The 11,567-nt window shown below is 36.9% G+C and carries 12 protein-coding genes and 1 pseudogene; 7 read left to right on the top strand and 6 right to left on the bottom strand.

The genetic code is table 11. The annotated features are described in order from the left end of the window. Positions 1-124: 124 nt before the first annotated feature. Positions 125-706 (top strand): TetR/AcrR family transcriptional regulator, encoded by a 582-nt coding sequence (locus tag MHI04_RS21130; RefSeq protein WP_036128759.1) that lies wholly within the window; start codon positions 125-127, stop codon positions 704-706. Between the two features lie 114 nt (positions 707-820). Here MHI04_RS21130 and MHI04_RS21125 read toward each other — a convergent pair. Then, a pseudogene (locus MHI04_RS21125) lies at positions 821-1,209 on the bottom strand (RidA family protein). A gap of 442 nt (positions 1,210-1,651) precedes the next feature. Between MHI04_RS21125 and MHI04_RS21120 the strand changes: the two are divergent. From MHI04_RS21120 to MHI04_RS21110, 3 genes are all read left to right on the top strand, one after another. Beyond that, positions 1,652-2,695, top strand: a complete 1,044-nt coding sequence (locus MHI04_RS21120) for an AI-2E family transporter (protein WP_058845249.1) — start codon at positions 1,652-1,654, stop codon at positions 2,693-2,695. A 73-nt stretch (positions 2,696-2,768) separates the two neighbouring features. Beyond that, positions 2,769-3,008 (top strand): GNAT family N-acetyltransferase, encoded by a 240-nt coding sequence (locus MHI04_RS21115; RefSeq protein WP_268987996.1) that lies wholly within the window; start codon positions 2,769-2,771, stop codon positions 3,006-3,008. Beyond that, the gene (locus MHI04_RS21110; RefSeq protein ID WP_329808708.1) at positions 3,008-3,271 is read left to right on the top strand and encodes a GNAT family protein; all 264 of its coding nucleotides are present in this window, start codon (positions 3,008-3,010) and stop codon (positions 3,269-3,271) included. The genes MHI04_RS21115 and MHI04_RS21110 overlap by 1 nt, the downstream gene beginning before the upstream one ends. A 52-nt stretch (positions 3,272-3,323) precedes the next feature. On the opposite strand, the gene MHI04_RS21105 is transcribed toward MHI04_RS21110, so the two are convergent. Both MHI04_RS21105 and MHI04_RS21100 read right to left on the bottom strand, forming a co-directional pair. After that, the gene (locus MHI04_RS21105; RefSeq protein ID WP_342535167.1) at positions 3,324-4,667 is read right to left on the bottom strand and encodes an MATE family efflux transporter; all 1,344 of its coding nucleotides are present in this window, start codon (positions 4,665-4,667) and stop codon (positions 3,324-3,326) included. Further along, positions 4,654-5,121: a GNAT family N-acetyltransferase gene (locus tag MHI04_RS21100; protein WP_342535166.1), complete on the bottom strand. Its 468-nt coding sequence runs from the start codon at positions 5,119-5,121 to the stop codon at positions 4,654-4,656. The genes MHI04_RS21105 and MHI04_RS21100 overlap by 14 nt, the downstream gene beginning before the upstream one ends. An 86-nt stretch (positions 5,122-5,207) precedes the next feature. Between MHI04_RS21100 and MHI04_RS21095 the strand changes: the two genes are divergently transcribed. From MHI04_RS21095 to MHI04_RS21085, 3 genes are all read left to right on the top strand, one after another. Further along, entirely contained in the window at positions 5,208-6,038 is an 831-nt protein-coding gene (locus tag MHI04_RS21095; RefSeq protein WP_036128745.1) for a MerR family transcriptional regulator, read from the top strand. Positions 6,039-6,222: 184 nt separating this feature from the next. After that, a complete protein-coding gene (locus MHI04_RS21090) occupies positions 6,223-7,524 on the top strand; it encodes an SMI1/KNR4 family protein (protein WP_271911331.1) in 1,302 nt (433 codons plus the stop codon). A 1-nt stretch (position 7,525) separates the two neighbouring features. Continuing rightward, positions 7,526-8,701, top strand: a complete 1,176-nt coding sequence (locus MHI04_RS21085) for a DUF4272 domain-containing protein (protein WP_141904199.1) — start codon at positions 7,526-7,528, stop codon at positions 8,699-8,701. 49 nt (positions 8,702-8,750) lie between these two features. Here the strand turns inward: MHI04_RS21085 and MHI04_RS21080 are convergent, their stop codons facing one another. The 3 genes from MHI04_RS21080 to MHI04_RS21070 form a co-directional block, all read right to left on the bottom strand. Then, on the bottom strand, positions 8,751-10,169 hold the full coding sequence (locus MHI04_RS21080; protein WP_058845252.1) for an erythromycin esterase family protein: 1,419 nt from the start codon (positions 10,167-10,169) through the stop codon (positions 8,751-8,753). 247 nt (positions 10,170-10,416) lie between these two features. Beyond that, on the bottom strand, positions 10,417-10,770 hold the full coding sequence (locus MHI04_RS21075) for a hypothetical protein (protein WP_036128737.1): 354 nt from the start codon (positions 10,768-10,770) through the stop codon (positions 10,417-10,419). Positions 10,771-10,792: 22 nt separating this feature from the next. Next, positions 10,793-11,476, bottom strand: a complete 684-nt coding sequence (locus tag MHI04_RS21070; protein WP_036128736.1) for a DUF2225 domain-containing protein — start codon at positions 11,474-11,476, stop codon at positions 10,793-10,795. Between the last annotated feature and the right edge of the window lie 91 nt (positions 11,477-11,567).

The following is an 11,567-nucleotide window of genomic DNA, read 5'->3' as shown; positions in this document are numbered from 1 at the left end:
ATTTTTATAAATAAAACGGAAATTGACAATATAAAGAGCAGGTTATACAATTATTACATACTGTTTGGTATTTAAATTGTAGTGACCAGCTTATTAATCCTTACATAAAGGAGGTGGGTTTTTTATGGCAAGAACCCGTGAATTTGATGAAGAAAAAGTATTAGAGGCTGCCATGCAGTTATTTTGGGAGAAGGGATATGAAGCTACTTCTTTAAGTGATCTCACTGCTAGAATGGGCATTCAACGTCCTAGTATTTATTCAACCTTTGGTGACAAAAAAGAGCTTTTCGAAGCAGCACTTCGAAGATATACGACATCTCGTGCAGCTGATATACGAGCAAGACTCCAAAGTCATACGTCTGTAAAGCAGGCATTTGCTACTTTTTTTGAAGAAGTGATTGCAGCTGAATATACGAAAGATCTTAGTAACGGCTGTTTTTGTATCAATACAATGGTTGAATTAGCTCCTCATGACGAGAGATTTGAAATTTTAACGAGAGAGCATCAACTTTATTTAGCTGTTATTTTTCAGGAGACGATTGAGCGAGGAATCCAATCAGGCGAGTTAGATGCTGACACGGATGCGAAATCTTTAGCACAAGCACTACTTGTGGCACTAATCGGATTAACGGTCATGCTGAAATCACAGCCGCAACAAGCCTTTGTTGATAATGCAATTGCAACAACGCTCACATTACTTAAATAATACTTTACTATCTATGTAAAAGTAGATGAAACTGTACCCCTTTAGAAGGGTTAAAGGGGTACTAGAAAAATACATAATTACAGCACATCTTGATTATATATAACATAGTATGATTTATAATTTCTTACAAGCCCATGCGTCTATCTCAACTTTTAAGGCAGGAGTAGCGAGTGCAACCACATATATCAATGTTGTGCATGGAAGATGTCCCCCAAAAAAGTTATTGATGATTTGCTGTCGTTGACTTGCATCCATTTCTCCTACCAAATAGAAAACGATCTTCGTCAGATCTTGAACCTCCATATTGGCGCTTTCTAAATTTTTTTTATATTTTCTAGTGCTACATTCAATTGTACTGCTGCATCTTCAGGGATAGTCCCATCTGCCATCATACCGATTTGACCTGATAGGGTTAACCACCTATGGGGGCCAGTGACTTCAATTTGATGTACATAAGGAGCAACAGGTGGGTGAATGTTCTCAGGATTCCTCGCAATTTTCATAGAATCAGTCCTTGTCTATTTTTAATTTGTTTCTGTAATCAAAATAGCATAATGTACCATCTGATAAAAGTTCTATGCAAATACCATTATAAAAGAACTTTCAAATTGGATATGCTGGTTTTATAGGGTTATAATAGATTCATAGAATTTAGGCTTATACGCTGATAAAGCTTTCAAAAAGGATAAAAGTATTGATTTTTTAATTTGACAAGACATACAATTCACTTCACCCACGCCTAAGGTTTTATACAGACACTTCTAAAGAAACATGAATTTCGTCTTATTTTGAAGGTAGATGGCTATACTCATTAAATGAGAGGGAAATTTTTACATAAGAATGATGCGTATTGTTGTAAATCAATTTTATACTGCTTATGTTTAGTTGATAGTGTAGCCCTAGGTAGCAGAGGCAGCGAGGCCGTTTTGTAGAAGGAGTGAATAAATGAGTAATTTCTTTCGGAGTAATGGATTTAAACGTATTATTCTTCTAGTTGGGATTGCAGTTGCATTGTATTTAATGCGTAGTATGATCAACTTAATTTTGCTGACGTTTATTATTACCTATTTGATGAATCAGCTTACTACGAAGACAACGAAAAGCATAAGAAAATATACACCGATGAATGAAAAGGCTGTTACAGTAACATTGTACCTTTTACTTGTCGCAGGTATTGTTGCGGTAATTTACAAGTATTTGCCGATTGTAACCCAGCAAATTACCCAGCTTTTCGATCTTATTGCCAGCTTTAATCTCGATCCAGATGACAATGAGATTGCCAGATATTTAGCGCCAACTTTTGAGAAAATCGAACTTGGAAAATATTTAGAGCAGGGTGTGGATTTAACTCTTAAAAATATTACGAATATTGGTAAAATCATTATGCAAATTTTGATTTCTCTAATATTGAGCTTGTTCATCTTGTTGGAAAAGAAACGCATTATTGAGTTTACAGCCAAGTTTAAGGATAGTAAAGTTGGACCACTTTATGATGAACTTCATTATTTTTCAAGAATTTTCATCCGCTCATTTGGTAAAGTAATTGAGGCTCAATTTATTATTGCTGCTGTCAACTGTGTGTTATCAGTGATTGCCCTTTCTATAATGGGCTTTCCACATCTGATTGCTCTTGGGATTATGCTCTTTATTTTAGGTTTAGTGCCAGTCGCAGGAGTTATTATTTCACTAATTCCACTAAGTATTATCGCATATAGTATCGGTGGCTTAATGTACATTGTCTATATTTTAGTCATTGTCATGGTATTACATGCCATTGAAGCTTATTTCTTAAATCCAAAGCTGATGTCCGCAAAGACAGATTTACCGATTTTCTATACGTTTATGGTCATCCTCTTCTCAGAGCATTTCCTTGGTGTATGGGGGTTAATCATTGGTATTCCGCTGTTTATGTTCCTGCTCGATATTCTAGGTGTAACCTCCTCGGAAGAGCCTGTAAAGAAATCGGTACCAATACCCAATGAAAAGTAAATGGAATAGTTTTGACAAAGGAATCATCTACGTACAAGATGGTTCCTTATTTCATGTGAAAGAGGAGTCTATCATGATAAAAGGTCAAAGAGTCTATTTAAGAGCCATTCGTGAGGATGATATCGATCGTATTGCAAGGTGCTTTCAAAATGAAGAAATCATGTATATGACAGGAACGCGTAACATATTTACAAAAGAACACATTAAAGAGGCGATTCAACGTTTTAAAGAAGATGCCTCGCGCTATGATTTTGCTATTTGTTCAATTGACAACGATCAAGTAATTGGCGATTATCGAGATCGACTTAACTAATAAAAAAGCAATGTTTCATTATAGCCTTACATAGTATCGAGGAGTGCGGTAGAGGATATGGCTCTGAAGCCGTACAACTTGCTCAAAAATTTATATTTGAGGAGCTAAACCTGAACCGCTTAGAATTACAGGTGTATTTCCATAATAGTAGAGCCATTAAATCCTATGAGAAGGTCGGTTTCAAATACAGAAGTTATTTTAAGACAGGCTTTGTTTATGAACAATGCATTTTCGGATGGGATTATTATGAGTATGTTGCGTGATGAATATTTGAATAAAAAGTAAGAAAGGGGCCATGATGAGGCCCCTTTCTATTTAAGCATTTTTTAGAGAGGAAATGGTTCTTGGATTTTTTTTAATATACAAGTAAATGAGCAATGCTGTAATGCCCTCTGCTACCGGGAAGGTCCACCAAATGGCCTGAGAGCCAAGTAGTTTGGGTAGTACGATGAGGGTAGGGATAAATAAAATAATACTGCGTAGTAACATAATGGTTGTGGCAATACGAATTTTTTCAATGGATTGAAAAAATTCTGCGAACACCATATTGATTCCTAAAAATACATAGCCAATGGCAAAGTGAACAAAGCCCTGTGCTGCCAAACTACGAATTTCAAAGGAGCTATCTCCAAATAATGCCATTAATTGAGAAGGGAAAAGCATTGCGATAAGTGCCGTCGTTAACCCTAAAATAAATGCAGTAGCTAGCCCTATTTTTAATAATGCTGTTAATCGTTCTAGTAATCTCGCCCCATGGTGATAGCTCACTAATGGTTGTAGTGCCATACCGATGCCAAGGAAAATCGTTAACAATACAGTATGGATATAGTTGACCATTGCATAGGCTGTTACGCCATTTGCCCCTAAGTAGTGCAAGAAGGTAACATTATACAAAATAACGATAACTGCTACGGAAGCTTCAACGATAAAGCTAGGTAGTCCAATAGCAAATATTTTTCTGAGATCTGATAGATTAAAAAATGAAGAGACAAACTTTAACTCAGATTGTGGACGGAAAAAATGAAGACAAAGTACAGACGTACCTATAATAGTGGCGATTGCTGTTGCTAAGGCACAGCCAGTCACACCATAATCTAGTACGAAGATAAAGATATAATTTAAGAGTATATTCAATACTGATGTTGTAATTAAGCCCAGCATAGCAAGCTTTGGGTTACCATCATTTCGAATGAAAATACTTAGTAGATTTTCTATTGTGTAAAACACGCCAAACAGTAAAATAACATGTAGGTATTCCTGTACATAGGGATACGTATCATCGCTTGCCCCAAATATATAAGAAATATCTTTTAAATTGAATGCAAGGAATCCGATAATCGTTAGCACGACTAGTAACATCATTATAAATGCTAATGTAAAGAGCTGATGGGCTCGTTGCCTATTGCCCTCCCCAAGAGAAATTGAGAAAAGCGTAGCTCCTCCCATACCAATCCATAGAGAAATAGAAAGCAAAATAGAGAAAATGGGAACGGCTATATTAACCCCAGCTAACGCTGTAGGACCCACGCCATGACTAACGAAAATACCATCTACCAAAATATTGACGGACATCAAAAGCATACCGATCATTGCGGGGAATAAGTATGAAAGAAATAATGGTTTCAGTGGTCTTGTTTCAATAGGATTAATGGTTGTCATGTCCATGCACCTCCAACACCATTACTTTTTCCCCTTTGTCATCTAGTTCACCATTAAATATAAAACCAAATCGTTTATACAGCTGAATAGCTACTGCGTTATTGTCATAAACACTTAAATATATTTGTGAACTGTTGAACTTTACTGTTAAGTAATGAATAAGTTGCTGTAAAAAATGTTTACCTAAACCTTGCCCTTGGTATTGTTCATCAATTAGATAGCGATCGAGCCAAACGCGTTGACTGTAATCTTCATGAGGGAATAATCCATACATAGCGAAGCCTATAACGGTGTTATCTTTATACAGACCTAAAGGAGTAAAGCGTCGATCCATTTCTGCCTCTGTTAAGCATTGGTCTGTCGTTTCAATAAAATGTTGCTGATTGTCTGCGATGCGTAAAGCTAAAATTTCTTTCTTGTTGAAAGCTGTAATGTCACGAATCTCCGTGAACATAATGTCAAAACCTTTCTATTTTTATTGTGAATAGGTACAATTTAAAGTATATAGTTACTATATAGTCAAGGGAGGAAGCTCAAAAAATGCTTAATAAAAATGTAAAATATTTTACAACTGGGGAATTTGCTAAAATTTGTAAGGTTAATAAGCAAACACTCATTTATTACGATCAAATTGGATTATTATCTCCCATCATGAAGGATAGTAAAGATTATCGGTATTATTCACTTGCTCAATATGATTTTTTTAGTGTTATTGAGTTATTAAAAGCAGTTGGAATGTCCTTGAAGGATATTCAGCAGTATATGGCAGAGAAATCACCAGAGAATTTTTTAGAATTGATGCATCAACAAAAAGAAATTGTTGCGAAGAAACGTCGAGAGCTCGAAATGATTGAAAATATTATTGATGTCAAAATCAAAACGACTGAGGAAGCTCTACATCTACATTTTGATGACATCACGATTGAGTACTTTCCTGAAGATACATTATACCTAAGTAAAAATATCGAAGATTCTACTGAAGAGCAGTTTGTGAAGGCTGTATCGGATTTTATCGAGGAATTAGATCGCTCTCAATTAGATACAGGTTATCCAATCGGAGGGATTACGAGGAGAGAACAAGTATTAGCTGGCAATTACGATAATTACAGCTATTTATATATTGAGCAGCCTAATCCAAGAGAAGGTCATCCTTACTTTAAAGCAATAGAGGGGGAATTCGTTATTGGTTATCATGTTGGGCCCTCTGCGAAGCTTGGAGAGACCTATACACGTTTATTTAATGTCATGCATGAAAAAGGCTATGAGCTTGGTCAATACGTTTATGAGGAATACGTTTATGATGCTGTTATAAAAAATCGAGAAGAAGAGTATGTGACAAAAATTATGATGGAAGTAAAGAAAGTCAAATAATTCACTGTTACTTACTAAAAAAGACCGTATAGAGTTAAGTAATTTAGCATATTTGAAGGCTTATATATCAGTAAAATAATAGCATTTTTTATTGTGTTGGAAATGAACCTAATCAGTAGATGATTTTCTGACGATAAAAATAAGACGAAAGAAATCATTTTAGCCTATGTGGAGGTGAGCTGCAATGTGGATTGAGCGTTGGCAACATTTAATAAAGCGATTGAAGTGGCAAGGAGCTTATGTACATCCGATTGAAATACGAGCAGTCGCTACTGAACATGATTTACAGCAGGTAGAGGCACGACTTGGCGTACAAATCCCTAATGAGTTCCGTCATCTCTTACTAAATTGCTCGCAGCAAGTAACTATTTATTGGTCTCTCCCTGACGAAGCTATCTTGCCTACAGAATTGCTGGATAAGCCTTCTGGAGATTTTGGCTGGAGCTTAAATGATTTGGATTTCCCCTATTTTGGAGGGGATGATGAATTGCATGAACAGCAATACTTACAATTTTTTACGGCAGGTAACGGAGATGCCCTTCTCCTCAAGCTTGAGGACGAATCGATTTGGTATTGGAGTCATGAAGAAGATGAATTTAATTTGCTTGCCTTAAGCTTTCCTGCGTATGTCGACATTGCGACCACGCTAGGCTGTATTAGTGTAGACTGTGGACAGCATCAACAATTTTGTAGTGGGGAGGGATTGGATGTTAATCTGACTAGGTCACAAATATGGTTAACGTGGCTGGAACAATATTTAAGCTCTAATTTACAGCAGGCTAAATCAAGCTTAGAATCTTTACTTCATTATGTTTCCATGCATGGCGTAAGAGAAACAAGCATTCAAGAGGCTTTTTGGCAATTTGATAAGGTAAGGATATATGAGGCACTTCAACAAAGAGTTGAACAAGCACAGACTCCAGCACAACAAAAAGCTTGGGGTGAAGTTCTAGTAACGGTGTGTGCTGACGAGGCTGAAAGATGGGTAAAGGAACTTTGGCAAGGGAATGCTGAACTTCCAGCCTGGCTACGTGATTATTTAACGGCGCATTGTTTACCAGTAGACGAAGGGCTGGCCCTTATCCTACAGGATATTGAAAAAGATAACATGGATGCCTATACGGCATTACATCGATTACGCCATTTCCAGCACCCAAACATTATTACATGGATGAAGCCCTATGTTGCATTTCCGATCGATGGCTGGGACTCGCTTTTAGCAGTATCACAGCCAAGTGCAGGGACACTATTTGAGTGGTTAGATGGTAGTGAAGTAGAGAGACTGACAGCTATCCGAGCTGTTTGCTATATGATGCAGCAGGGAATCACACCAACAACAATGATAAATGAGGAAGAATGGCGCTCTTTGCTGGCTTATTGGATGGAACATGAGGTATTACGAAAAAATAAACAATTATTTAGCCAAGTACTGAATGGTTTGGAAAATTGGATACTGAAATGCTATATGTTACAAAGGAGAGAGTAGTTTGAATCATTTTACGATATTTGCTTCCAAAAATGATCTAGATGATATGCATGCTAAAATAGCCGACGTATTTGCCAAAGGCTTTGCTATTGAAAAACAAGATAGCGGATATTTATTGAAATCTAAAGGGCTTTTTAAAAAATGTAGATGCTCGATGAACATTTTAACTGAAGATATGAACCCTGATTATTTTGCAAAAAATATCCCTGGGATGATGGGCTATTACGATACTATTCCCTTTAAAGATGAACAGCTAAAAGAACGAGTAATGATTCAAATAGCTGTGCTCAATACAGTCATTGCAATCGAGATGGATAGGGCTATGACAGACGAGCATATGCAGCTATTTACAAGACTACTAACAAGGATAGGCGGTATTGGTTTTCTACCAGACGGTACTTTGCTGGATCAAAACGGTAGCGTGATTGTTTATCCTAACGGGGAATCAGGTCCATCTGACTTTAGACCCCATGCTTGTACAAGAAAAATAAATACGCATGAGGTAGCATCAGCACAGGGAGAAGTGCGAAAAAATAAAACGATCGCTTTTTTAACAGAACGAGAGATTCCTTACGCTGCTTCTCTTCCTCAGCTATCACCATTAGAAAATCTCCACTTTAAAAGTCAAGAGGATATCGCAAGAAGAGCAGTTGCCCTATTGATTGTTATTCAATTCGCCTGTGACGTAGCACAAAATGGCGATATTGAAGGGTCTAGGGAATTCTTTACCGATATGCTACATAAATATAAAGTACAACCATTCTTAACGGAGCAAGAAAGGCTCTTTCTGGGGGCGCAGCATCCTAGTACGCAAGAGGCTGTCAATATTTCATGGCAATATGAAGCCTATTGGACACTCATTTGGGCATTAGGTATGGTGGAAGAGTTAGATTTTCCGGAAGATGTTTGTGATTGTGAATATGCGATTCAAGCTGTTTCAAGCTGCGAAACGTTTGAACAGTTTTACCAACAAACAATTATGCGCAGTAAGGAAGAAATTTTAGACGAGGCTGATAAAATTTATAGATTGCATTGGGCTTGTGTAGATAGTCGAATTAATGGACAGACAGCTCCTTTAGCGTTAAATGAAAGTGTTGTGATGGAAAGGCGTAGAGGCTTATTTTGGATGATTGGGTATCAAGACGAGGAATGGGATACGATATCCATGGATACATAAAGTAATCGCAAACTAGGGAATCTAGTTTGCGATTATTTTATAAGAGAGGTTATTTTACATAATGGGGTTTACTTACTTTATCGATCAAGAGAATACCATCGTATTGATCGCGTGGAACAAAGCTTTCCTGCATAACGCCCCAGCTATAGCCTATGCGAGGCTCAAACATCCATGAGTTGCCTCGCTCATTTTGACGATTGCGCATATCGATGAATGTATATGGTTTATTTTTTGTAGACAGAATATCCTCAATAGATCCCTTGATAGGTGGTAATACAGCCATCGGTTCACCCATATTATTTGCTGTCTCGCCACTTCCCATGTATAGGCCTAGTACATAGCTATATTTCTTGTAGATGTCTGGTAAACGTTCGCCCATTAATTTGACTGGATAAGGGGAACCCATTACATCCGATTGTGCTTTACGAATATGGTCATTATGTGCCCACACGATAAACTTTTCTGTTGGATAAACCTTTTCAGCTAACCAAAGTAAGTTTTCACCCATTGCCTGATCTCGCCATTCCATTGTTTGTAAAAATGACTCTATATTATTTTGTTCAAGGTCAATATTGGCCTGAATAGTTAGTTCAACATATTCATTTGCTAAACGAATACGATCTGCTAAAGTACGCTCCATCAGTTTTACAATGTGGGGTTCATTTGGATATGCTGCTTGCAACTCTTTTTCTTTTAACTGTACTTGTGCCTTTACTTGTTTATACACATTGATAATTGTTGCCTTTTCTTTTTGATAGCCCTTTAAATCTTTTCCTGAGCTCCATTCAGCGAGTTGTTTCTCTGCTTCACTGAATTGTTGAGCTAATTGAGGATTGTGCAGCCAATCTCCATTCGTGAATGCCCCTTGTTGTTGAATATCAAAGCCCGTGAGAACAAGGGGTTGCTTTGTTGTATAAGTTGTTTTGGCGTATTCAAACAGAGGAAGGGTTTCTTTTGTCCACCATACACCGAAAATACCATCCTTCATTGTTTGTAGAGCCGCTTGTTTGTCAATTTTTCCTTGGGCGTTCATCACATTTCCCATGCCACTTTCAAAAGCGAGAACATTATAGCCCATTTCTTGATGTAAAAATTGTATTAAACGTGTTTTAGCTAGATTAAATTGTGCAACACCATGAGAGCTCTCTCCTAAAAAGACAATGCGCTTATCATGTAATAATGGCTTTAGCATCTCTAAATCCTCAAATTCACTAGATGGAATTTTTTGTCCATTAAATGTTTCAGGTTGAATGGAGGACAGGCTATAGGCATGATCGTTTACCCATTTTTTCCAATCTAATAACGTTTCATTAGAAGACCTAACCTGTTTGACTGTTGAATTAAGTTCAATATTGAGCTGTTCTTCATTTGCAGTGACAGCCGCAGAGACACTAGTTACTCCGTTTAGTGCCATTAAACTTGTCAGTGCAATACTTAATAAAACCTTACGTTTCCTATCTTTTTTCATTAATAATCAGCCCTTCTTCTTATATTGATACTTATTATAAGGAACGAAGTTTAAAGCTTAGGAAGAGTTTGTTTAAATTTTGTTTAAATTTGCCTATATTGGCAAAAAAACATCCCCGTTTGTAAAGTGGAGTTGCTCCATAGCGTTGGAAACAAAACTACCTTGCCAAGGGTTCTTTTTCTGCTAGTGAATCACCTTTTTTCAACAACATAAAACATCTCCATTTGTAAAGTGGAGATGTTTATCATTATTTATAGTGATAGGTGCTTGCTCTAACATGGTTACGTTGAATTTGATTGAACCATGCACGATCCTTTTCTTCTTGCTTTAATGTACCAACAATGGAGGAGGAGCAGCTCACACAAATTTTAGCTTGTGTAATTTGTCCACATCGTTCACAGGGCGCTCCTAAATTAGGGAAAATGGACTTTTTTAACTTTCCTGCTTTTACCCATTTGTAAAGGAGTTCAGGTGACACTCCTGTTAAAGCGACTATCTCATCGTTTGTTAAGTAGCGATTATTTTTTCTTAATAAAAAATGATGTAACTCTGAAAATATGTCCTCTTCTCTCACATCAATTCTTTTATGGAATAGCAACATAACTAGTCCTCTCCTCGTCAAATCAATTAATGATTTCATTAACTGTTATAGGTTGTTCGTCATATTTATAATTTTCCCAACGATTACGCGCAAGCTTTCGATATTTTGGTGATACATTTCGATCGGCAATTAAACGTGAGAATCCTTTTTTAGCTTCTACAATATCACCGAGTCGAAGGCTTAATTCAGCATGTAAAAACTGGATTCTTTCTCCACCCTCCTGATTGGATGCAAAGGATTTACTATAAAAGTCTCTAGCTGCAAAAAGGTAACGCTTTTCGGATTCCTCATCGGTTTTTAAACGATAAAGCCAAGCAATTTTCAAGGCGAAATTCGCCATTAAAAGGGATTCCTCCATGGAAGCACGTGATACCAAATAAGCAAGCTTAAAACTGACAATGGCATCATCGATTGTACGTTCCTGACAAATATCCATCGGCTTCTGGAGCTCTTTAATGTAAATTTCATCAATGAGTTGCATGAAAGGTCCATATGTCCGTGTCATAGACTTATGGTAGGCATAGCCGCAATGGGGACAAACAGCAACCTCATACAGCAAAGGATTTAAGCCATCATAAACAGGCATGAAATCTGTTTGCTCCTCGATGATTTTATATCGATTAGGGCGTACTTTATAAGTTGTAAAATGCTTTTTGCAAAATTTACAATCTACACTACTTTCATAGTAGTAAATGTTAAATGCCATAAGAATCAACTCCTTTGCAGGCTCTAAAATTTTGTTTCTTTTGCTCTATTTATACGTAAATGTTTATCGTTCAATGTATTTAAGTAGATAT

This window comes from Lysinibacillus sp. FSL K6-1151 (genome assembly GCF_038630755.1).
GTDB classification, from domain to species: Bacteria; Bacillota; Bacilli; order Bacillales_A; family Planococcaceae; genus Lysinibacillus; species Lysinibacillus fusiformis_D.
This window is presented reverse-complemented; position numbering and strand designations above follow the sequence as displayed.

What these genes read in the sequence shown, in the direction of transcription:
- MHI04_RS21120 (WP_058845249.1), top strand. Translation starts at nt 1,652, where the DNA reads ATGAGTAATTTCTTTCGGAGTAATGGATTTAAACGTATTATTCTTCTA.
- MHI04_RS21080 (WP_058845252.1), bottom strand. Translation starts at nt 10,169, where the DNA reads ATGAAAAAAGATAGGAAACGTAAGGTTTTATTAAGTATTGCACTGACA.
- MHI04_RS21115 (WP_268987996.1), top strand. Translation starts at nt 2,769, where the DNA reads ATGATAAAAGGTCAAAGAGTCTATTTAAGAGCCATTCGTGAGGATGAT.
- MHI04_RS21075 (WP_036128737.1), bottom strand. Translation starts at nt 10,770, where the DNA reads ATGTTGCTATTCCATAAAAGAATTGATGTGAGAGAAGAGGACATATTT.
- MHI04_RS21090 (WP_271911331.1), top strand. Translation starts at nt 6,223, where the DNA reads ATGTGGATTGAGCGTTGGCAACATTTAATAAAGCGATTGAAGTGGCAA.
- MHI04_RS21130 (WP_036128759.1), top strand. Translation starts at nt 125, where the DNA reads ATGGCAAGAACCCGTGAATTTGATGAAGAAAAAGTATTAGAGGCTGCC.
- MHI04_RS21070 (WP_036128736.1), bottom strand. Translation starts at nt 11,476, where the DNA reads ATGGCATTTAACATTTACTACTATGAAAGTAGTGTAGATTGTAAATTT.
- MHI04_RS21095 (WP_036128745.1), top strand. Translation starts at nt 5,208, where the DNA reads ATGCTTAATAAAAATGTAAAATATTTTACAACTGGGGAATTTGCTAAA.
- MHI04_RS21105 (WP_342535167.1), bottom strand. Translation starts at nt 4,667, where the DNA reads ATGACAACCATTAATCCTATTGAAACAAGACCACTGAAACCATTATTT.
- MHI04_RS21100 (WP_342535166.1), bottom strand. Translation starts at nt 5,121, where the DNA reads ATGTTCACGGAGATTCGTGACATTACAGCTTTCAACAAGAAAGAAATT.